Annotated in this window: 23 protein-coding genes; 16 read left to right on the top strand and 7 right to left on the bottom strand. The window is 69.8% G+C overall.

Annotation, left to right across the window (positions count from 1 at the left end):
• Nucleotides 1–12: 12 nt before the first annotated feature.
• Complete coding sequence (locus V8688_RS14545; protein ID WP_218719510.1) at nucleotides 13–342, bottom strand: hypothetical protein; 330 nt, start codon at nucleotides 340–342, stop codon at nucleotides 13–15.
• 161 nt (nucleotides 343–503) lie between these two features.
• Here V8688_RS14545 and V8688_RS14540 point away from each other — a divergent pair, with 161 nt between their 5' ends.
• Nucleotides 504–1,118, top strand: a complete 615-nt coding sequence (locus V8688_RS14540; protein ID WP_218719509.1) for a TetR/AcrR family transcriptional regulator — start codon at nucleotides 504–506, stop codon at nucleotides 1,116–1,118.
• The gene (locus V8688_RS14535) at nucleotides 1,115–1,885 is read left to right on the top strand and encodes a maleylpyruvate isomerase family mycothiol-dependent enzyme (RefSeq protein ID WP_342801020.1); all 771 of its coding nucleotides are present in this window, start codon (nucleotides 1,115–1,117) and stop codon (nucleotides 1,883–1,885) included. Before V8688_RS14540 ends, V8688_RS14535 begins: the two co-directional genes overlap by 4 nt.
• Nucleotides 1,886–1,889: 4 nt before the next feature.
• Here V8688_RS14535 and V8688_RS14530 read toward each other — a convergent pair whose 3' ends face one another.
• A complete protein-coding gene (locus V8688_RS14530; protein WP_342801019.1) occupies nucleotides 1,890–3,176 on the bottom strand; it encodes an NtaA/DmoA family FMN-dependent monooxygenase in 1,287 nt (428 codons plus the stop codon).
• 190 nt (nucleotides 3,177–3,366) lie between these two features.
• Between V8688_RS14530 and V8688_RS14525 the strand changes: the two genes are divergently transcribed.
• Entirely contained in the window at nucleotides 3,367–3,639 is a 273-nt protein-coding gene (locus V8688_RS14525) for a DUF6401 family natural product biosynthesis protein (RefSeq protein WP_255588076.1), read from the top strand.
• A 56-nt stretch (nucleotides 3,640–3,695) separates the two neighbouring features.
• Here the strand turns inward: V8688_RS14525 and V8688_RS14520 are convergent, their stop codons facing one another.
• Entirely contained in the window at nucleotides 3,696–4,535 is an 840-nt protein-coding gene (locus tag V8688_RS14520) for a hypothetical protein (protein ID WP_218719506.1), read from the bottom strand.
• Nucleotides 4,536–4,728: 193 nt separating this feature from the next.
• On the opposite strand from V8688_RS14520, the gene V8688_RS14515 reads away from it, so the two are divergent.
• The 3 genes from V8688_RS14515 (at nucleotide 4,729) to erm (ending at nucleotide 7,638) form a co-directional block, all read left to right on the top strand.
• Nucleotides 4,729–5,376 carry a helix-turn-helix domain-containing protein gene (locus tag V8688_RS14515; RefSeq protein WP_316576038.1) on the top strand — a complete coding sequence of 216 codons (648 nt, stop codon included), beginning with the start codon at nucleotides 4,729–4,731 and terminating at the stop codon, nucleotides 5,374–5,376.
• A complete protein-coding gene (locus tag V8688_RS14510) occupies nucleotides 5,376–6,560 on the top strand; it encodes an FAD-dependent oxidoreductase (RefSeq protein WP_218719504.1) in 1,185 nt (394 codons plus the stop codon). The genes V8688_RS14515 and V8688_RS14510 overlap by 1 nt, the downstream gene beginning before the upstream one ends.
• Nucleotides 6,561–6,813: 253 nt before the next feature.
• Nucleotides 6,814–7,638: an ErmE/ErmH/ErmO/ErmR family 23S rRNA (adenine(2058)-N(6))-methyltransferase gene (gene erm, locus V8688_RS14505; protein ID WP_218719503.1), complete on the top strand. Its 825-nt coding sequence runs from the start codon at nucleotides 6,814–6,816 to the stop codon at nucleotides 7,636–7,638.
• Between the two features lie 42 nt (nucleotides 7,639–7,680).
• Here the strand turns inward: erm and V8688_RS14500 are convergent, their stop codons facing one another.
• Nucleotides 7,681–9,069, bottom strand: coding sequence for a cystathionine beta-synthase (locus V8688_RS14500; protein WP_218719502.1), 1,389 nt, complete (start codon nucleotides 9,067–9,069; stop codon nucleotides 7,681–7,683).
• A 136-nt stretch (nucleotides 9,070–9,205) separates the two neighbouring features.
• Here V8688_RS14500 and V8688_RS14495 point away from each other — a divergent pair, with 136 nt between their 5' ends.
• Both V8688_RS14495 and V8688_RS14490 read left to right on the top strand, forming a co-directional pair.
• The gene (locus tag V8688_RS14495; protein WP_342801018.1) at nucleotides 9,206–10,075 is read left to right on the top strand and encodes an SGNH/GDSL hydrolase family protein; all 870 of its coding nucleotides are present in this window, start codon (nucleotides 9,206–9,208) and stop codon (nucleotides 10,073–10,075) included.
• Nucleotides 10,076–10,135: 60 nt separating this feature from the next.
• On the top strand, nucleotides 10,136–11,356 hold the full coding sequence (locus tag V8688_RS14490; protein WP_218719500.1) for an acetyl-CoA C-acetyltransferase: 1,221 nt from the start codon (nucleotides 10,136–10,138) through the stop codon (nucleotides 11,354–11,356).
• Between the two features lie 59 nt (nucleotides 11,357–11,415).
• On the opposite strand, the gene V8688_RS14485 is transcribed toward V8688_RS14490, so the two are convergent.
• A complete protein-coding gene (locus tag V8688_RS14485; RefSeq protein ID WP_218719499.1) occupies nucleotides 11,416–12,276 on the bottom strand; it encodes a Bax inhibitor-1/YccA family protein in 861 nt (286 codons plus the stop codon).
• Between the two features lie 154 nt (nucleotides 12,277–12,430).
• Entirely contained in the window at nucleotides 12,431–13,579 is a 1,149-nt protein-coding gene (locus tag V8688_RS14480) for a methyltransferase (protein ID WP_342801017.1), read from the bottom strand.
• 400 nt (nucleotides 13,580–13,979) lie between these two features.
• Between V8688_RS14480 and V8688_RS14475 the strand changes: the two genes are divergently transcribed.
• From V8688_RS14475 to V8688_RS14440, 8 genes are all read left to right on the top strand, one after another.
• Nucleotides 13,980–14,558, top strand: a complete 579-nt coding sequence (locus V8688_RS14475; protein ID WP_218719497.1) for a hypothetical protein — start codon at nucleotides 13,980–13,982, stop codon at nucleotides 14,556–14,558.
• A 63-nt stretch (nucleotides 14,559–14,621) separates the two neighbouring features.
• Nucleotides 14,622–15,302 carry a hypothetical protein gene (locus tag V8688_RS14470; RefSeq protein WP_342801016.1) on the top strand — a complete coding sequence of 227 codons (681 nt, stop codon included), beginning with the start codon at nucleotides 14,622–14,624 and terminating at the stop codon, nucleotides 15,300–15,302.
• A 72-nt stretch (nucleotides 15,303–15,374) separates the two neighbouring features.
• On the top strand, nucleotides 15,375–15,998 hold the full coding sequence (locus V8688_RS14465; protein WP_218719495.1) for a DUF305 domain-containing protein: 624 nt from the start codon (nucleotides 15,375–15,377) through the stop codon (nucleotides 15,996–15,998).
• A 171-nt stretch (nucleotides 15,999–16,169) separates the two neighbouring features.
• Nucleotides 16,170–16,685 carry a hypothetical protein gene (locus V8688_RS14460; RefSeq protein WP_255588074.1) on the top strand — a complete coding sequence of 172 codons (516 nt, stop codon included), beginning with the start codon at nucleotides 16,170–16,172 and terminating at the stop codon, nucleotides 16,683–16,685.
• Nucleotides 16,686–16,772: 87 nt separating this feature from the next.
• Nucleotides 16,773–18,080 carry a serine hydrolase gene (locus V8688_RS14455; RefSeq protein WP_218719494.1) on the top strand — a complete coding sequence of 436 codons (1,308 nt, stop codon included), beginning with the start codon at nucleotides 16,773–16,775 and terminating at the stop codon, nucleotides 18,078–18,080.
• A gap of 183 nt (nucleotides 18,081–18,263) precedes the next feature.
• A complete protein-coding gene (locus V8688_RS14450; RefSeq protein ID WP_218719493.1) occupies nucleotides 18,264–18,638 on the top strand; it encodes an SHOCT domain-containing protein in 375 nt (124 codons plus the stop codon).
• A 163-nt stretch (nucleotides 18,639–18,801) separates the two neighbouring features.
• Nucleotides 18,802–19,533: a GntR family transcriptional regulator gene (locus V8688_RS14445; protein ID WP_316576043.1), complete on the top strand. Its 732-nt coding sequence runs from the start codon at nucleotides 18,802–18,804 to the stop codon at nucleotides 19,531–19,533.
• 63 nt (nucleotides 19,534–19,596) lie between these two features.
• Nucleotides 19,597–19,875, top strand: coding sequence for a hypothetical protein (locus V8688_RS14440; RefSeq protein WP_218719491.1), 279 nt, complete (start codon nucleotides 19,597–19,599; stop codon nucleotides 19,873–19,875).
• A 42-nt stretch (nucleotides 19,876–19,917) separates the two neighbouring features.
• Here V8688_RS14440 and V8688_RS14435 read toward each other — a convergent pair.
• Nucleotides 19,918–21,409 (bottom strand): GMC oxidoreductase (locus V8688_RS14435; protein WP_342801015.1); only part of this gene is annotated, 1,492 nt, incomplete at its 5' end.

Genomic DNA, 21,409 nt, shown 5'->3' with positions numbered 1-21,409 from the left:
GGCCGGTCGGGGTCAGCGCCCGGTCGGCACCCCCGGCCCGCGCCCGGCTACCGGCGCGGGCCGAATCAGGCCGCCCGCGAAGGCGATCCCCAGCACCGAGACCACGACGGTCAGCACCGTGAGCGCGATCGGGACGGTGATCGCTGCCGGGATGCCGAGCACCGTGAGCGACGCCAAACCGCCGCAGCCCCACGCGAACGCGGCGACGAGCCTGCCGAGCAGCGGGGCGTACGGCGACCGGCGCAACGAGCGGACGACGCCCTCGCGCGCCAAATACCCTGCTACAGCAGGAAATACAGGGGTCATGCCGAGCAGCTGAATGGCCGGTTCGGTGACGTCCACTACGGGCCCCTTCGCTCGCCGTGCTGGTTAGCCGAAAGTTGTCTCGAGTCGGTGCTACCCGCTCAGAATCCACCCGGTGCCCCGTTGACGCAACTTCGCCGCACCCCGAGACCTACGATAAACCCTTGACGAGAGTTGTGATATGCATCACAATTCTAACTGTGTTAGGTGAAACTACTCGCGATAGGCAGGCCGAACGCCGTGAGGCGACACGGCGGGAGATCCTGCAGGTCGCATGGGAACTCGCCAGGGAGAACGGGCTGGCGCAGATCACCCTGCGCGATGTCGCCGCCAGGGTCGGCATGCGCGCGCCCTCGCTGTACACCCATTTCCCGGCCAAACTCGCGATCTACGACGCGATGTTCGAGCAGGCGTGGACCGAATACGAGCAGTACGCGGTCCGGGTGACCGCCACCCTGCCCACCGCGCCGCGGGCCCGGCTGCTCGCCCTCGCCTACGGCTTCTTCGATTTCGCGGTCGCGGACCTGGCCCGCTACCAGCTGATGAATCAGCGCACGGTGCCCGGGTTCGAGCCCTCGCCCGCGGCGTTCGCACCGTCGGTGCGGGTGGTGCGCGCGGCCGTCGCCATGTTCGCCGAGGCAGGTGTCACCGATCGGGGTGACATCGAGATCTGGTTCAGCCTGATCGGCGGCCTCATCGACCAGCAACTCGCCAACGATCCGGCCGGCGACAGCAGACGCAGGCTGATCGAACGCGCGATGACCATGTGGGCCGACAGCGTCGGCCTGCCCCCGGAACCGAGGGATCCCCCATGACCACGACAACCCCGGCGCCGACCACACCGCGCCGCAGCGCCCTGCCCCGCCCCGAGTCGATGACTCTGGCCGCGACCGAATACGCCCGCATCGCCGGCGCCGTCGCGGCGCTCGACCCCGCCGACTGGGATCGGCCCACCGATTGCCCGGACTGGACTGTGCACCAGTTGATCTCGCACGTCGTCGGGATGGCCGCGATGACCGTGTCGATCACCGAGATGATCCGGCAGAACCGGGTCGCCGATCGACGGCCGAACGGCGAGGAACAGCGCATCGACGCGCTGACCGCCTTCCAGGTCACCCGCTACGGCGTCCGCTCCCCCGCCGAGCTCACCGCCCTGCTCGCCCGCCTCGGTCCGCGCGCCGCGGCCGCCCGGCGCAGGCTGCCCGGCTTCCTGCGCAAGCTGGCGATGCCAGGGTCCGAGCGGGTCAACGGTGTCGACGAGCGATGGACGGTCGGCTACCTGACCGAGGTGATCCTCACCCGCGACCCGTGGATGCACCGGATCGATCTGAGCCGGGCGACCGGGCGGCCGCTCGAACTCACCGCCGAGCACGACGGCCGCATCGTCGACGATGTCGTCCGCGAGTGGGCCCAGCGCCACGGCGCCCCGTACCGGCTCACCCTGCACGGCCCGGCGGGCGGTACCTGGGCGAGCGGCGCGGCCGATGGCCCGATGCTCGAGCTGGACGCGATCGAGTTCTGCCGCATCCTGTCCGGCCGCGCGAGCGGCTCCGGGCTGCTCACCACCGAGGTGCCGTTCTGAACCGCTAGCCGATCGCGGGCAGCTCCAGGTTCTCCCGATAGGTGCCCGCCAGGTAGTCGGAGTCGACCAACCCGCGGCGGCGCAGTTCGGGAAGCAGGCCGTTGACGACGAAGTCGCGGGTGCGCTCCTGCGCCAGGCCGCCCAGGGAGATCACGTCGAGCACGTCGGCCCGGTAGCGCTCCTCGATGGCGTCGGCGAGCTGCTCCGGGGTGCCCGCGGCGGCCCAGTGGCCGGTGTCCGCGGCGGCGACGACGAGTTCGCGCACGGTGGCGCCGGTGGCGGCGAGCTTGCTGAAAATCTCCACCCGGCCGCGTCGGCGACGCACCGTATCCAGCTGCGGGAGCAGGCTTTCCGGCAGCGGCTTGTCCAGCGGGAGGTCGGACAGGTCGATGTCGCCGCCGAGCATGTCCGCCAGCTGACGGCGGCCCGCGTCGAAGTCGGTGGCCTCGGCCGCCTCGCGGACGAGTCTGCGGGCCTCGGCTTCGGTGGCGCCGTAGGTCGCGTGGAAGGAACTGAAGATCAGCGGCAGGCCGTCCGCCCTGCCCAGTTCCGCGGCGCGGGTCCGGATCTTCTTCGTATAGGTGACCGCGTCTTCCAGCGTCGGCAGCGAGGTGAACACCACCTCGGCGAACCGCGCGCCGAGTTCGATGCCGCCCGCCGACTGCCCGGCCTGGAACTGCACCGGCCTGCCCTGCGGCAGCGGCGGGATGTTCAGCGGTCCACGCACCGAGAAGTACTGTCCCGCATGCTCGATCGGCCGCACCCGCGATTCGTGGAGCGTCGCGCCGCCGTGACCGTCGGGCCGCAGCGCGCCGGGCCGCCAGCTGTCGAACAGCGCGTTGACCACGGTCAGCACCTCGGTCGCGCGGGCGTAGCGCTCCTCCGGGCGCGGCAGATCCTGGTCGCCGTAGTTCTCCTCGCCGAGGGAGGAGGTCACCGCGTTCCAGGCCGCGCGGCCGTTGCTGACGTGATCGAGGGTGCCGAACAGCCGAGCCAGGTTGAACGGGTGCTGGAAGGTCGTGGTGACCGTCGCGATGAGGCCGACATGGGTGGTCACCGCGCTCAGCGCGGCCAGCTGGATCAGCGGTTCCTGCGCGCCGATCGCGCCCTGGGCGCCGAAGGCGAGCAGGTCGGCCGCGAATACCGCGCCGATCTTGTTGTCCTCGGCGATCCGGGCGATGCGCTGGGCCTCGTCGAGGGTGGAGCGAGTCGGATCGAGTGCGGCGGCGTAGACATCACGCGACCCGCTCACGCCCGTGACGGTCTTCAACTTGCGGCGTTCGGTGCCCATGCCGGCCAGTCCAGCAGAGTGGCGGCGGGCCCGACCATGGTTGCGCTCAACACAATTCGAGCGGAATGCGCGATAGCGCCGAGTTAGCCGTCGGCCGGATACTCGGGATTGTTACCATTTGGTGGTGTTTGCGCCCGGCCCCGCGTTGCTCGAATTATCGGCACGTCGAAATCTGCGACAACTGAATACCATGTACGGAGTTCCCGCGGCGGCCGCTGCCGCGCAGGCCCCCGGCCTGTCGGCTCAGCTCGACCAGCACGGCGCGGCCGTGCGGGACATTCTCGCTTTCGGCGTCGGCGGATCGGCACGTATTCCGATCGCCATTCTGCTGTCGGGGTATGCGCGCGGGCTGCTCGACCAGGTCGCCGAGGCGCTGCTCCCCGCGGCCCCGCACTCCTGGCACACGGCCGACTGGTGGCAGCTGCGCTTGGCCGCGGTCTGCCTGCACGCTGAACCGGCCTGAACACCGGAATCGGCGCTCCGCCACCGTGACGGTGACGGAACGCCGGCGCCGGTCGGTCAGCGTGCCGTGTCGCCGCCCCACTCCGGGCGACCCGGCTCCGGGTAGCCCGCGCCGGGGGTGACCCACTGCTGCGCGCCTTCGGCGGGCGCCGCGACCTGCCCACCCGCGCGCGCCGCGTCCTCACGGCCACGCTGGTAGGCCTCGGCATGACCCTTCATGGCGGGCATCTCCGCCTCGAGATTGCCGAGCCAGCTGTTCCAGCGCTGCTCCATGGGCCGGACCAGGCCGCCGCCGACACCGACCACCAGGATGCCGCCGATGGTCGCGAGCACCGCGATCAGGATCGGCGTGGTCACCGAGGTCGCGACGCCGATCTGGTTCAGCGCGGCGATGATGCCGATTCCCCAGATGAACACCGAGGCGATGCGGCCGAGCATCCGGCCGTAGGACAGCCCGCCGAGCACGGAGGTGACCAGCTCGCTCACCGCGTGCGCGATGGCCGCCGCGATCACCACGATCACGATCGCCACCGCCGCCTTCGGCAGCCAGGCCACGATGCCGGTGAGCAGATCGCTGACCGGGTTGGGTCCGAAGACACCGAAACCGATCTGCAGCGCGATCAGCAGGATGGCGTAGTAGGCGATCTTCGCGAGGAGATCGGAGGCGTCGTATTTACTGCGGGACATCATCTTCTGGAGCTGCCCGCGCTCGACCAGCCGATCGAATCCGACGCGCTCGAGCACCGCGTCGACGATCTTGGCGACCACTTTCGCGATGATCCAGCCGATCACCAGGATGGCGACGAACGCGGCCAATTTGGGGAGGAATTGCGCTACCGAACTCCAGGCATCGGTGAAACCTTGCTGGAAGTCGATCGCGATTACGGAGTTGTCCACAACACGTCCTTTCGCTCGTCCCACCCGGATGCCGTCCTTCGGTGGGTACCCGGGTTCCCGGAGCCGAATCGTCAATTTGCGAGAAATTTGCTCTTGCCGGAATCGGGTGTCGACGGCTGGTCGGACGGGGTCTTGCGCCCCGTGGTCTTCTCGGCCATCGTGTAAGTAAGTGGTTACTTACGACGGAGGGCATGTGACGCCGACATCGCGGGACCGGATCATGACCGAGGCCTTGCGCCTGTTCGGGGAACAGGGGTTCGCCAAGACCTCGGTCGCCCAGATCGAGCAGGCGGCCGGACTGTCCGGCGGGTCGGGGGCGCTGTACCGGCATTTCACGTCCAAGGACGAACTGCTGGTGCGCGCCGTGGCGACCCGGCTCGAGGATCGCGGCGAGTGGAATCGTTTCCTGTCGCCGGAGTTCTCCATCGCCGCGGCGCTGGATTCGCTCACCGCCGGGGGCGAGCTGGTCGAGAAGCTCGTCGCGCTGTGCCGGATCGGCCTGGCACGCCTCGACCACGACCGGGACGTGACCCGGATCCTGTTGCGGGACAACTCGATCCCCGGCGAACTGCTGGAGGTGTTCCGGCAGCAGGAGTACGCGGTGGTCATGTCGGCGGTCACCCGCGGCTTGATCGAACTCGCCGGTCCCGGTGCGCGTGTTCGGGATTGGGATGCCACCGCCGCCGTCCTGGTCGGCGCGCTCGCGCACTTCTGGATGATGCGCGACATCTTCGACGGCGGACACCCGGCGAATGTCGACGCCGACCGCTATCTGCGAGCCACCGCAGAGCTGATCGCCGCCCGGCTCGACCGGGCGGGAACCGAGGGAGAGGACAGCTGATGCGTACACCCATCACCGTTGTCGGGGGCGGACTGGCCGGCCTGACCGCCGCGATCGCCGCGGCCGAGACCGGAGCACCGGTCGTGCTGCACGAGGCGCACCGCACGCTCGGCGGTCGCGGGCGGGCCACCCCGGCGCCGTACGTGGCGCACGAGGGCGCCCACGTGTTCTACGCCGACGGACCGCATTACCGCTGGTTGAAGGAACGCGGTTTCGTCGCAGGCCTCGGCTTCCCGTCGATCGGGGAGGCGGTGAAGATCGGTTTCCGCGCCGACGACCGGATCCGGAAGGCGCCGCCGCTGGGGATGCTGCGCGCCCAGTCGCGCAAGTGGCTCCAGGCCCCGGTCGACGTCGACTTCCACCGCTGGGCCGCCGAGCGCTGGGGCGAACGCACCGCCACGCAGATCGCCAACGCGATCAGCGTGGTCACCTACGACGCGAACACCGGCAGGCTCTCGGCCGCCTTCGTCTGGGACCTGTTCCAGCGGGTGCTCGGGCCCGCCGTGCCCGCGGTCCGCTGGGTGCGGGGCGGCTGGCAGCAGACCATCGACCGGATGGTCACCCGCGCCACCGAACTGGGCGTGGCGATCGATACCGGTTCGCGCGTGGACGCGGTGCCCACCGGCGGGCCGGTCATCGTCGCCACCGACCTGGACTCCGCACGACGGCTGCTCGGCGACGACTCCCTGCGCGGCGTCAGCGGTTTCACCGCCCTGCTCGACCTCGGCGTGACGAAGGACAGCCGCGACCGCAACCTGGTCTTCGACCTGGACGCGGGCGGCTTCCACGAGAGCTACACGATGCAGGACGACACCATCGCGCCGACGGGCGAATCACTGTTCCAGCTCCAGATGCCGGTGCGCGACACCGAGTCCCGCGCCGAGGCGCACCGCCGCCTGGAAGCCTTCGCCGACGCCACCGTCCCGGAGTGGCGCTCGCGCACCACCTTCCACCGAACGGCGACGGCGAAGGGCCGCACGGGCGCTCTCGACCTGCCCGGCACCACCTGGCGCGACCGGCCCGCCATCGATCGCGGCGACGGGGTGTATCTGGTGGGCGACATGGTCGCGGCACCGGGAATGCGCGGCGAGATCGCCATCAACAGCGCCCTGACCGCCGCCGCGTCGGCCGTCGCCGGCCTGCGTACGGCGTCCAGCGCTGTGCCGAGCACCGACCCCGCCTAGCCGTCGGTGACCGATCCGATCGACGATTCCCGATGTCGGTCGGGTCGGGCCGAAATTCGGTTGCGCCGCTCGCCACCCGATTCCTAGGGTGAGCCACATGTCGTCTTCCATGTTCGCGTGCAACGTGTTCATTCGCATCCGCTCCGCCCGGGCTCTGGCCCGCTAGCGGACGCGGATACCTCATCGGCGTCCACCGGCGCGCCCAGGGCCCATCGAGCTCTCACCTACTCGATGACCCGAAGGGGCAACTGCCGTGGCGCAGGATTTTGCACACCGAAACTACTCACACACTCAGCGCAAGGTCACCGGGCGCGGCGGCGGCCGGACGCCGCGCGATCTGGCGAGAAGGACGCTCTCGCAGAACTTTCTGGTGGACCGGACGGCCGTCGACGCGATGCTGACGGTCGCCGATCCGGCGGGCGAGATACTCGAACCCGGCGCGGGGGAAGGCGTCCTCACGCGGGCGCTGGCCGGCCGTGGCGCGCGGGTCACGGCCTACGAGATCGATCCGCTGCTGGCGGCGAAACTCTCGGCGCAGACCAGGGCCGAGCGCGGAATCCGCGTGGTGCGTGGCGATTTCACCAAGGCCAAGGCGCCGCGCACGCCGTTCGCGGTGGTCGGGAACATCCCGTTCTCGGTGACCTCCGAGATCGTCGACTGGTGCCTGGCCGCACCGGCGCTCACCTCGGCGACCCTGCTCACCCAGCGGGAATACGCGCGCAAACGCACCGGCGACTACGGGCGGTGGAGTCTGCTGACCGCGACGAGCTGGCCGTGGTTCGGCTGGCGGCTGCACGGACAGGTGCACCGCACCAGCTTCCGGCCGGTCCCCGCCGTCGACTCCGCCATCCTGCGGATCGACCGGCGTCCGGAACCGCTTGTCGCGCACCGGGACTCCTACACCGAACTGGTGCGCACCGGATTCTCCGGGGTCGGCGGCACGGTGCGCGCCTCGCTGCGCGCCCGATACCAGGGCGTGGACGCGGCCCTGGCCGAGGCGGGCATCGCCGATGACACCGTGGTCGCCTACGTCCACCCGGAACAGTGGGTCGCCCTGCATTCCGCGCTCACCCGCTAGCCGGGCACCGCTGCCGCCCCGGCGCGCGGGGCGGCAGCGGGCTCAGTGGCCGATGGAGCCGGTGCTGAGGAAGCCGAGCAGGTCGTGGCGGGTGATGACGCCGACCGGCTTGCCGTCCTCGACGACCATCAGGGCGTCGGAGTCGGACAGCGCCTTGGTGGCGGTGGACAGCGGTTCGCCCGAGCCGATCAGCGGGAACGACGGGCTCATGTGCTGGGCCACCGAGTCGGTCAGCTGTGCCCGGCCCTCGAAGACGGCCGAGAGCAGGTCGCGCTCGGTGACACTGCCGGCGACCTCGCCCGCCATCACCGGCGGCTCGGCGCCCACGACCGGCATCTGCGAGACGCCGTACTCGCGCAGGATCTCGATCGCGTCGCGCAGGGTCTCCGACGGGTGGGTGTGCACCAGGTCGGGCAGCGCGCCGGACTTGCCGCGCAGCACGTCGCCGACGAGCGGTTCGGGCCCGGCCTCCAGCGGGGTGGTGAGGAAGCCGTAGGAGCTCATCCACTTGTCGTTGAAGATCTTCGACAGGTAGCCGCGGCCACCGTCGGGCAGCAGCACCACGACCACGGCGTCGGGATCGCGCCGGGCGACCTCGATCGCGGCGACCACGGCCATGCCGCAGGAGCCACCGACCAGCAGGCCCTCCTCGCGGGCCAAGCGGCGGGTCATCTCGAAGGAGTCGGCGTCGGAGACGGCGATGATCTCGTCGGGAACGCTCGGGTCGTAGGCCGAGGGCCAGAAGTCCTCGCCGACACCCTCGACCAGGTACGGGCGGCCGGTGCCGCCGGAGTACACCGAGCCCTCGGGATCGGCGCCGATGATCTTCACCTTGCCGCCCGAGACCTCCTTGAGGTAGCGGCCGGTGCCGGTGATGGTGCCGCCGGTACCGACGCCGGCGACGAAGTGGGTGACCTTGCCTTCGGTGTCGCGCCAGATCTCCGGACCGGTGGTCTCGTAGTGGCTGTCCGGGCCGCCCGGGTTGGCGTACTGGTTGGGCTTCCAGGCGCCCTCGATCTCGCGGACCAGGCGATCGGAGACGTTGTAGTAACTGTCCGGGTGCTCCGGCGGCACGGCGGTCGGGCAGACCACGACCTCGGCGCCGTAGGCACGCAGGACGTTGCGCTTGTCCTCGCTGACCTTGTCCGGGCAGACGAACACGCACTTGTAGCCGCGCTGCTGGGCGACCAGCGCGAGGCCGACACCGGTGTTACCCGAGGTGGGCTCGACGATGGTGCCGCCCGGCTTCAGCAGCCCTTCCTCTTCGGCGGCGTCGATCATCTTGACCGCGATCCGGTCCTTGGAGCTGCCGCCCGGGTTGAGGTATTCGATCTTGGCGGCGACCAGGCCCGCGTTCGGGCCGACCACCGAGTTCAGCCGAACCAGAGGGGTGTTGCCGATGAGGTCGACGACATGATCCGCGATACGCATACCCCCATCGTTGCAGAGCCGTAGCTCGACGTCGCGACCTGGTCGGATCCTGTGAGCAGTGGCACCACCGGCGGCGCCGCGCTCGGCCGGTCCGGCAGCTGCTGCGCGGCCGATTCGCGCCGTAGAATTTTCGGATGTGAGCGCACCTCGAATCAGCTGGCGGACCGCTGTCGTCACCGGGGCCACCACCGTGCTCGCCGGATCGAGTGCGGGCACCGTCTCCTGGGCGACGTATCGACTGCTGATGACGCAGGCCGGGGCGGCGCGCGCGGTCATCGGGCGCGACACCTCCAAACCACCGGAGGCCGACGGCGTCTACGCTCCCGGCGCGCAGCTGCCCGAACCGTGGCGCAAGGGCGTACCCAGCGACCTGCACCTGATGATCTTCGGTGACTCGACCGCCGCCGGACTCGGCTGCCTGAGCGCGGCCGACGTCCCGGGCGTGCGGCTGGCGCGCGGGCTCGCCGACGCCACCGGCTCGCGCATCCGGCTCAGCACCAAGGCGATCTCCGGCGCCACCTCCAAGGGCCTGGCCGGGCAGGTGGACGCGATGTTCGTCGCGGGGCCGCCGCCGGACGCCGCCGTCATCCTGGTCGGTGCCAACGACATCACCAAGAAGCACTCCATCCGGGCCTCGGCGCGCAGGCTGGCCGCCGCGGTGTCGCGGCTGCACGCGGCCGACGCGCTGGTCGTCGTCGGCACCTGCCCGAACCTGGGCACCGTCACCGCGATCCAGCAGCCGCTGCGCACGGTGGTGGCGAACTGGAGCGTGCGTCTGGCCAAGGCGCAGACCGTCGCCACCACGCTGGCAGGTGGTACCCCGGTGCCGATGGGTTCACCACTGGTCGCCTCGGAGTTCCGCGCCGCCCCGGAAATACTGTTCGCCACCGACGGATTCCACCCCTCCGCGGCGGGGTACGAATTGGCCGCCGCCCAGCTGCTTCCGGTCCTCGTCGAGGCGGTGCGCAGCCGACCTGCCCTTCCCGTCACGCACGGCGAGACGTAGATTCACGAAAGACCGGCAAGGTAAACAGCCGTTCACAGAACCATCCGAAAAGGAGTCCTCATGCCCGAGGCCGTTATCGTCTCCATCGCCCGCTCCCCCATCGGCCGTGCCGTCAAGGGGTCCCTGGCGGGTATGCGTCCGGATGACCTGACCGCCCAGATGGTGCGCGCCGCGTTGGCCAAGGTCCCCGCGCTCGACCCGAGCACGATCAACGACATCATGCTCGGCACCGGCTCCCCCGCGGGTGAGGGCGGCTTCGGCATGGCTCGCAACGTCGCCGTGCAGCTGGGCCTCGACACCGTGCCGGGCACCACCGTCCAGCGCTACTGTGCGTCGTCGCTGCAGACCACCCGGATGGCCTTCCACGCGATCAAGGCCGGCGAGGGTGACGTGTTCATCTCCGCCGGTGTGGAGACCGTCTCCCGCTACGCCAAGGGCTCGGCCGACAGCTGGCCCGACACCAAGAACCCCGAGTTCGCCGAGGCCGAGGCCCGCACCAAGAAGACCGCCGAGGGCGGCGCGGGCCAGTGGCACGACCCGCGCGAGGACAACCTGCTCCCCGACGTCTACATCCCGATGGGCCAGACCGCCGAGAACGTCGCGACGCTGACCGGCATCTCCCGCGAGGACCAGGACCACTGGGGCGTGCGTTCGCAGAACCGCGCCGAGGAGGCCATCAAGAACGGCTTCTTCGAGCGCGAGATCACCCCGGTGACCCTGCCCGACGGCTCGGTCGTCAGCAAGGACGACGGCCCGCGCGCCGGCGTCACCTACGAGGCGGTCAGCCAGCTCAAGCCGGTCTTCCGTCCCGACGGCACCGTCACCGCGGGCAACTGCTGCCCGCTCAACGACGGCGCGGCCGCGCTGGTCATCATGAGCGACACCAAGGCCAAGGAGCTGGGCCTGACCCCGCTGGCCCGCATCGTCTCCACCGGCGTGTCCGGCCTGTCCCCCGAGATCATGGGCCTGGGCCCGGTCGAGGCCGTGCAGCGCGCGCTGGCGCTGGCGGGCAAGTCGGTCTCCGACATCGACCTGTTCGAGATCAACGAGGCCTTCGCCGTGCAGGTGCTCGGCTCGGCTCGTGAGCTGAAGATCGACGAGGACAAGCTCAACGTCTCCGGTGGCGCCATCGCGCTGGGCCACCCGTTCGGCATGACCGGTGCCCGCATCACCGCGACCCTGCTGAACAACCTGCAGACCTACGACAAGCAGTTCGGTGTCGAGACCATGTGCGTCGGCGGCGGCCAGGGCATGGCCCTCGTGATCGAGCGCCTCAGCTGAGATAGACATAAAAGAGCGGCCCACCGAATTCGGTGGGCCGCTCTTTTATGTCTCGGCTGTCAATCCCGCTGGAAGTAGCTCAGCAGGCGCAGGATCTCGACGTAGAGCCAGACCAGGGTGACGGTCAGGCCGAGGGCGACGCCCCAGGCGGCCTTCTCGGGGGCCTGGGCGCGGATCAGCTGATCGGCGGCGTCGAAGTCCAGCAGGAAGCTGAACGCGGCGATGGCGATGCAGACCAGGCTGAACACGATCGCCAGGGCGCCACCGTCGCGCAGGCCGAAGCCGCCGTCGGTGAAGAAGCTCGCGATCAGGTTGCCCACCATCAGCACCAGCACGCCGACCATGGCGCCGAGCAGCATGCGGGTGAAGCGCGGGGTGACCCGGATCGCGCCCGTCTTGTAGACGACCAGCATGCCGAAGAACACGCCGAAGGTGCCGAGCACCGCCTGGCCGATCAGCGCGCTACCGCCCACACCGCCGAAGGTCACGTCGGTGAACATCAGCGACAGCGCGCCGAGGAACAGGCCCTCGAACGCCGCGTAGGACAGCACGATGGCGGGGTTGTCCATCTTGCGGCCGAAGCTCGCGACCATCACCAGCACGAAGCCGATCAGGCCGCCGCCGATGACGAACAGCGGAGCCAGCGAGGGGTTGGCCGAGGACAGCGCGAACGAGGCGATCGCCGCGACGGTCAGCACCGCGAGGGTGATGCCGGTCTTGGTGACCACGTCGTCGATGGTCATCGCGCGGGTGGCGGGGGCCTGCTGGAATTGCTGGCCGTACTGCTGCCCGTACTCGCCGTACTGCTGCTGGTTGCCCAGCTGACCCGCGCCGGCCACGCCCGAACCGAAGTTCGCGTAACCGCCGACACCCTCCTGGCGAGGTAAGTTCTTGAACACCGGATTCGATGAGGTACGCACCGTGCGCCTTTCTTGGAGTGAATAGTCGCTGTTCGCCTGACGGCGGGCAACAGCTCCAACTGCCCTGTACAACGCGTCGTGATCGGACATAGTTCCCAGCGGATCGCCGCACCGCCCGACCGGACAAATCGGACTCTACCGCGTCCGACCGGCTCTATCGTTGTACGTCGCGCAGACCACGAACGGACCGCGTCACCGTGAACTTCTGGTTCCGGCCGATCACATCGGTGTGCCCGACCATCCGCTCGACCACGCCGCGATAGTTCAGGTGCGAGTTGTAGACCGTCCACAGCTCCCCGCCCGGCCGCAGCACCCGGCCGGTCTCGGCGAACATCTTGATCGCCGAGCCGGTGTGCACGGCCGCGCCGACGTGGAACGGCGGATTGCACAGCACCAGGTCGGCGCTGTTGTCGGCGGCCGAGGACATGGCGTCGTCGCGCACCACCGTCACCCGGTCGGCGACACCGTTGGCGGCCGCGGTCGCCCGGGCCGAGGCGACCGCCGCGGCGGACTGATCGGTGCCGACGACCCGCAGGTGCGGCCGCGACTTGGCCAGCGCCACCGCGAGGATGCCGGTGCCGCAACCGAGGTCGATGGCCTCGCGCGCGTCGGGCTTCATCCGGTCCAGATGCTCGAGCAGGAAGCGGGTGCCGATATCGAGGCGGGGCCCGGAGAAGGCGGCGCCGTAGGCGAGCACGTCACCGTCGATCTCGGCGATGCGCTCGGCCACCGGGAACCGCGACTCGCCGACCGGCTTCGGCTCCGCGACGACCAGCACCCGGGACTTCTGCCTGCCCCGGCCCGCGCGCACCTGCCCGAAGGATTCGGCGAACACCTCGTTCATGGCCGGGGTGAGGTACTTGTCGCGGCCGCCCGCGAACACGACGACCTCCGGCGCGGCGTACCTGGCGACGGCCTCGGCGATCTCGGCCAGCCCCGACAGCATCCGGGGCAGGCGCATCAGCACCACCCGCGCACCGGTCAGCAACTCGGCGTCGAGGCCGTGCGCGGTGTAGCGGTCGGTCAGGCCGAGGTTCTTGGCGTTGCCCGCGAGCGCGAGTTCCCCGGTGAGCAGGTCCTGATGCACCCGCACACCGGTGAGGTCGTGGCGGGTGGCCGCGCCGATGGTGAGTGCGCCGTAGGCGTCGCCGATCACCGCAACCTCGCCGCTACCCACCGCTGCCAGAGCCTCGGACGCGGTGTCGAGGAGCAAACGGTCGGCGGCGTCGACGGCATAGAGGTTCGGCGCCTCCACGTCCGGATACCGGCGCAGCCGGGTGAATACGTCCTCGACTCTGTCCACGCGACAAGTGTGCTAGATCGTTGCCCCACCGTCACATCCGGCCCTGATATCCGCCGGTGGCCTTGCTCACAGTGCGTAATGGGAGTGGGTATTCCGATGGGCACGAACAGCTTCCGCCGATTTGCGACACCCTTGCAGACCGGCGCGAGCCGGCCGATCTCACGAATCCCGTTGTTCCCCAATGTTTCGGCCAGATGAACGAACAGAGACCGGCCCCGAACATCGCGGTGACGGCGGCCGGGCGGGCGGGCGAATCCGTCGCCACCGCGGGCCGAGCACGGCACCAGCGGCGATCGGGCCGCTCCGCGCGCGGTTCGGCACTCCAGCAAACTCACCGTAGCCCGAACACACCCACGTTCGTGCCCTCGTCACGGCGCCTGCCCTGCGTACCATCAGCCTCATGCGTAACGCTCTCGTGTTCGGATTGGTCGCCCTCGCCGCGCTGACACTGCCCGGCTGCGGCACCGACGACGCGCCGGCGGCTACGCCACCTCCGACGAGCACCACCAGCACCTTCGCCGATGCCACCGGCGCGGCGCCCAGCGACAACGCCCCCAAGTCCGGCGCGGCCTCGGCGGGCGCGGCCCTGACCGTGACCGACATCAGGATCGGCAAGCAGCCCGGCTTCGACCGGGTGGTCTTCGAGCTCGGCGGCACCGGCACCCCCGGCTGGCAGGTCGAGTACACCGATCGCGCGGTTCAGGACGGCAGCGGCAAGACCGTCGATGTGGCCGGTCGCTCGATTCTCGAGGTGCGCATTCTCGGATCGGCCTATCCGTTCGATTCCCCGGTGCCGCCCTTCGCCGGGCCCGACCCGGTGACCGACCCGAACGTCCCGAACATCACCGGCGTCTACAAGAAGATCGTGTACGAGGGCACCACCCAGTCGTTCATCGGTGTCGACGCCGACGCGCCCGCGTTCGCGGTCACCACGCTGACCGACCCGCCGCGCCTGGTCGTCGACATCGCGAGCCCGTAGCCGCTACCCCTACCGTGTGCGGGTATTCCGGGTCCCCCGATCGCGCTGGTTAGACTGGGCGTCGTGACCGACCAGCATTCGCGCGTGCGCGCACCCGGCATCGCCAGGGTGCTCGCGGTGTTGGCGCTGCTGGCCGGAATCGTCGCCATGCACTCGGCGGTCTTCGGCACCGCCCACGCCCACGACACCGCGTCCGAGTCGCATGCCCTCCCGGCCACGCTCGACACCGCCGCGGTGAGGCACGCCGCTCCGGCACCGAGCGACAGCGCGAACACCACGACCTCCGGTCTCGCCGACGGCCCGCCGAACCACGGCCTGCTCGCGGCCGCCCTCCCCAGCGACGACCCACTCGCCGCCACCGGCTCAGTCGACGCCGCCGCGCACCTCGCTTTCCCCGGCGAGGACCAGCTCACGGACACCGACATCGCACCCCCCGGCGACAGCCGGCTCGCGGCCGCCGCCGCAGGGTCCGACGCCACCCACATCGCCCGCCCCGGTGACGACAAGCACGCGATGGGATCCGGCTGCGGGACATCGGAGTGCGACGAGCGCGCGGGTATCCACGGCTGTGTCTTCGTCTTGGCCGCGCTCGCCGCCGCCCTGACCCTGGTCCTGCTCTACCGGCTCACCGACGACGACTCGACCGGCGGCGCCGCCGCCGCCCGGCCCTGGCGGGGCAGGCGCGAGCGCCCGCCGCCGTGGACCGTCCTGACCCTGTCCCAACTGGCGATTCTGCGGATCTGACAGGTCCACCGCCCCGGCTTCGCCGGTGGCGGGACCGAATCACATCCACATCGAATCCCCAGGAGGATCACCATGTCCATCAGCCGTACCCGCGCCACCGTTCTCGCCGTCACCGCCGCGAGCGCCCTGCTGCTCGCCGCGGGTTGTAGCGACGACAACGACACGGCCACGCACGACACCCACTCCGCGACGAGCACCACCAGCTCGGCCGCGCCGTCGGCCGCTGCCCGCACCGACTTCAACGATGCCGACGTCACCTTCCTGCAGATGATGTACCCGCACCACGCGCAGGCCGTCGACATGGCGAAGATGGTGCCGACGCACACCCAGAACGCGCAGCTGATCGCCTTGGCCGCGCAGGTGGAGAAGGCTCAGGCGCCGGAGATGCAGCAGATCACCGGTTTGCTGGCCGGCTTCGGCAAGCCGGCGCCCAGCGCGAGCGGCGGCCACGACGGGCACGCCATGCCCGGCATGATGACCGACGCGCAGATGAGCGCGCTGCAATCCGCCCAGGGCGCCGATTTCGACAAGCAGTGGCTGGAGATGATGATCGCCCACCACGAGGGCGCGGTCGCCATGGCCCAGACCGAGCTCGCCGGCGGCGTCAACCCTGAATCGCGGCAGCTGGCGACGGCGATCGTGGCCGATCAGCAGGCCGAGATCGCCACCATGCGCGGCATGCTCGGCCAGAGCTGAGCGGGAGCGGCGCCGGGGCAGCCGGTCCCGGCGCCGCGACCGGTCGACGTCTCGGTTGGTCATCGAAATCGCCACCGCGAGCTGACGTCACCCGCCTCCAGCCAGTACGGTCGATATGTTCGGCTCCGGCGCAATCCGCGGGCCGACGGTCCCGAGGGAGGAGAGGGAGACATGAGACAACGGGAACGAATGGGGGTCGGCACGGCGCTCGTGGCCGTGGCGACCGGCCTGGTCCTGGTCGCCTGCACCAAGCAGGTGCCCGGCGACGCGCAGGCCAACCAGACCGACCTCGCCTCTTACACTTCCGAGGTCGCCGCCTCGTCGGCGGCGCGGGTGGCCAAGGCCAACGACGCGGCCTGCGACGGCCTGCGCGCGGCCAACAAGAGCTCGGTGACCGCGTTCAACGCCTATATCGACGCCAGCAACACCAGGGCGGCCGACACCGACGCCAAGGCCAACGACGCGGTCACCACGCTGCGCAACAACGCCAAGGACCTGGGCCGCAAGATCACCAACGACGTGATCTCGACCCTGGCCACGCCGCTGCGCTCCTACCGCGACAACACCAATACCCTCGCCGACACGCTCGAGCGCCGCGCGCCGACCGACGAACTCAACGGCGTGATCGACACGTTCAACGCCGCCAAGGACACCGCGATCGACGTGTGCAAGCCGTACGGAAACTGAGCACCCGTAACAAGAACGTGACTGTTCACGATTCACCTCCGGAATCTCTTTCTGGAGGGTGGAGTGCGCAGCTATCTGAAACATGTTGTGGCAGCGGCGGTTACGGCGCTGACGCTGACGTCGGGTGCACTGCTGCCCACGGTGGCGCAGGCCGAACCGGTGACCGCCAAGCAGTGTGAGGTCAGCTCGGGGCGCACGCCGCAGACCGCGACGCCCGCCGAGGCCGCCTTCGACCCCGCGCGGCTCGCCGACGCCATGAATCTGGCGATCGACACCACCCGGTTCAACATCCAGCTGTACCGGAACAACTGCCTGGTCGCCACGGGGCCGCGCAATGCCGAATCCGGCGGCGTGGCCTGGAATCTGTGGAGCGGGACCAAGAGCGTGGTCGCGCTGGTCGCGGGGCTGGCCGTGGACGAGGGCAGGCTGGACATCGACGAGCCGATCGGGCGCTATCTGCCCGCGGGTCTCGGCGACGAGGCGCACCGGTCGATCACCGTGCGCAACCTGCTCACCGAGTCCTCCGGGATGGAGGTCGCCGTCGCCGCCGAGGGCGCGACCGGGCTGGCCGCACTGGATCCGAACGTCGTCGCCCAGGCGCTGGCGATGCCGATCGAGCGCCCGCAGGGCACCATGTTCCGCTACAGCCAGCGCGCGGTGGACCTGCTGGTCTATGTCATCGGGCAGTCCGTCGGTGAGGACTTCCAGAGCTTCGCGCAGCGAAAGCTGTTCGACCCGTTGGGCATCGCCCGCGGCGACTACTTCTGGGCCCGCGACCGCGCCGGGAACACCTACGGCCACGCGCATCTGATCCTGCCACCGGACGACTTCGCCAAACTCGGCCTGCTCGTAGGCAATCGGGGTCGCTGGAACGATCAGCAGGTGATCTCGGACGACTACATGCGCGCGGCGCTGTCACCCTCGGCGAGCATGCCCTGCTACGGCTTCCTGTTCGTGATCAACGGCGCGCCGTGCGTCCTCGAGTTCCCCGGCCTGCCGCTGGACGCGGTGAAGATGTCGGGCATGCTGCGCAACGACAGCTACATCGTGCCCAGCCTGGGCCTGATGCTGAACTGGACCGGCGTCGCGACGCCGGGTGCCTCGTCCACCTACACCCACAATGTGATGCGCACGCTGGTCTCGGCCTTCGTCGACCAGCAACTCCCCGATCCCGGACCGTACCGGGAACGCCCGGACGTGAGCGTCACCGATCCGATGATCGCGCGTCCCGACGCGCTGCTGGGCACCTTCGGGATCGGGCCATACGCCTACCCGGGGTGCAGTTTCCTCGACTGCCTGGGCGAGACTCCGAAGCCGCCGTTCTCCGACTGGCCGCCCGGTTGCGTCGTCCTCGGCTGCGTCGGCAACAACCCGGCCACCCCCGGCATCCGCTGACTCGCGGGTGGCGGCGACGCGCCGCCACCTGTGCCGTCCGGGTCCTGACGCGTACGCTGACTGGTACCCACCCTGAACAGGGTCAACGAAACACCCGACGACCGGCAATTTTCCAGCAAGAAGCGTGCTTCAATCGATCGCCCCACAACAGACGATCGATCCCTCTCCCCCTCGAGGTGTGCCATGTCATTCTGGGAAGTCATCTGGCTCATCATTGTGAGCTTCGCGTTCGTCGCCTACCTGCTCATGCTCTTCATGATCATCGGAGACCTCTTCCGCGATCACAAGACCTCGGGCTGGGTGAAGGCGATCTGGATCGTCTGCTTGCTCATCTTCCCGTTCCTCACCGCGCTGGTGTACCTGATCGTGCGCGGTCAGGGCATGGCCGAGCGCTCGAACGCCGAGGCCGCGAAGATCCAGCAGGCGCAGGATTCCTACATCAAGGAGACCGCGGGCACCAATCCCGCGGCGCAGATCGCCGACGCCAAGCGGCTGCTCGACGAAGGCTCGATCACCCAGGCCGAATACGAACAGCTCAAGGCCAAAGCGCTGTCCTGATCACCCGTTCCACCGCAGGCCCCGCACCGATACCCTCGGTCAGCGGGGCTTTCGGCGTTCCGGAGGAGAATTCCCTGGGCCGAGGGGTCGCCGTCGCGTATTCTCGAACACACCGGACAGGACCAGTAGGGACCGGTGCACCCTCACCGAAGGAGCCACCTTCATGCCCGCACCGCTGCGCGACAGCGCAGTGCCCAAACACGAACAGCTGCGCGCGATCCTGCTGCAGAAATGCACGCGCGAGCTACAGCCGGGCGATCTGATGACCAGCGAACGCAACCTCATGCAGGATTACGGCGTCAGCCGGATCACCGTACGCGAGGCGATCGGGCAGCTGGTCAACGAGGGCTATCTGGTCCGGGTGCGCGGCAAGGGCACCTTCGTCGCGCACCGGCCGGTGCAGTCGCGACTGCATCTGGCCTCCTTCACCGAGGAGATGCGCGCCCTCGGACATCAGCCGACCACCCTGGTGCTGGTCGCCGAGGAAGCGGTGCCGCCGGAGGCCACCGCCCGCGCGCTGCGGCTGCCGCCGGACACGGACGCCTACCACGTGCGCAGGCTGCGGCTGGCCGACGAGGAGCCGGTGAGCGTCGACGACGCCTGGTTCAACCCCGAGCTGCTGCCCGGCCTGATCTCGCACGACCTCACCGGTTCGATCTACCGGACGACCGCCGATCGCTACGGCAGGCCGATCGAGCGGGCCGAACAGACCGTCGACGCCCAGGGCGCCGAGTCCGGCGTCGCGATGCTGCTCGGCGTCAAGAAGGGCGCTCCCGTCCTGCATTTCGACCGGGTGTCGTTCAGCGCGGAGGTGCCGATCGAGCACACCCACAGCTGGTATCGCGCCGACCGCTATCGCGTGCAGATGGAAGTCGGCCGTCGATCACAGGTATGAAACTGTCATATTTCAGATACTGTATGAGCGCTATCACAGCGAAGTGCTCGGAGGTATCACCCCATGTCCATTCGTAAGTCCACCACCCGGGCGGGCCTGCTGGCCGTGCTCGCCGCGGGAACCCTGCTCGGTGCGGGCGGCACCGCCAACGCCGCCGGCGGTCTCGATTGGGACCTGTGGCCCTCGGGCTCGGTCGAAATCGGTCCGCCGACAGGCAGTTCGATGGGCTCGGTCGACGCCGACTTCGGCAGCGGCACCGGCTCCTTCGACGCCGACCTCGGCTCGGCCGGACCGCGGCCGCCCTCGACGGGCTCCGCGGTGCTCCCCGGTTCCGCGGGCTGATCGACGGTCGGCGCGCCACCTCGGTGGCGCGCCGATCCCCGCTCAGATCAGCGTGCCCACGTCGGTACGGACCAGATTCTCCAGCGCGCGCTCGGCGACCGCGGCGATGGTCATCGACGGATTGCACGCCGCGGTATTGCCCGGCATGAGCGCCCCGTCGAGAACGTAGAGCCCACGCTGCCCGAGGACGCGACCGTCGAGATCGCAGACCGCGCCCATATTCGCCCCGCCGAGGGGATGCCAGGTCGAGGGGAACAGGGCGTTGGTGTCGATGAGCGTGCTGCCCGGGCCCGCGATGCGCCGCACCGCCGGATCGATGTGACCGTCCTGGATCGCCCGGTCACCGTCGCCGGGCCAGCGCAGGGTCGCGGTATCGGCGCCCGCGTCGTAGCCGAACTCGCCCCGCCCGGAACTGACGCCGTAGCCGACCAGCATGGTGGCGCCCGGGTCGACCGGCAGCGACGGGATCGACGCCTGGATGACGGTGAAGGCGGCCCGCGGGTCGTCCCAGTTCTTGCTGCCGTAGACCACCGGACCACCCTGTGCCGCACCGAATCCCGCCGATCCGTCGCGCCACACGTAGATCCGGTCGGCATTGGTCCCCCAGCCCCGGCCGAGCTCGTCGGGCAGATCGGGGATGTGGCCCAGCGCCTGGGCCCGCACGAGCATCCGGGTGGTGTTGAGGCTGCCCGCCGCCAGCACCAGCGCGCCGGTGGTGATGACCTTGTTCTCCAGTACGGTGCCCGCGGTGTCGACCCGGTCGACGCGCACCACCCAGCGCCCGTCGGCGGCGCGCTCGATCCCGGTCACCTCGTGCAGGGTGCGCACCTCGACCAGGCCGGTCGCTTCCGCCGCGGCGACATAGGTGACGTCGACGGAGTGTTTGCCGCCGTTGTTCACACCGAGCGCGCCGTCGCCGTTGGTATAGGACGGCGTCATCTCCCCACGCAGTTCGGCGAGGGCGTAGTTCCAGTCGATCGGCATCGGGATCTTCGACAGCGGCAGGCCCGCGCCACGCACGCGGTCGGCGAAGATTCTCGCGGCGGCGTAGTTCTCATGGGCGACCAACTCGTCCGGGGCGGTGGCGAGCCCGAGCATGCGGGCCACCCGGGGATAGTGGACCTGGTCCATCCGGCCCCAGTCCAGTCCCGCCGGGAAGTGCGTCTCGAACACCTCGCGCGCGGGTTGCAGCGACATGCCCTGGTAGATCAGGGAACCGCCGCCGAGTCCGGCGGCGCACAGCGCGGTCATCCCGGCGCCCGGAACCGCTTCCAGCAGACCGGCATACGGCTCGAACACCAGCGGTCGGCCGAACACCATCGGATCGGAGCGGTACCAGAGCATCCGCTTGTCCGGGCGGGTGGCCAGTGGGAACGTCTGGGAGTTCGGGCCCGTCGCCCAGCGCCTGCCGCGCTCGAGCAGCAGGACCGGGACGCCCGCTTCGGCCAGGCGCAGCGCGGTCACCCCGCCGCCGAAGCCCGAGCCGATCACGACGACCCGGCGGTCCTCGGTGGTGAGCGGGATGGCGCCGGTG

Source organism: Nocardia sp. No.11, assembly GCF_038752175.1.
Taxonomy (GTDB): domain Bacteria; phylum Actinomycetota; class Actinomycetes; order Mycobacteriales; family Mycobacteriaceae; genus Nocardia; species Nocardia canadensis.
Note: the sequence above shows the minus strand (reverse complement) of the source record. Positions and strands in the feature narration are given on the sequence as shown.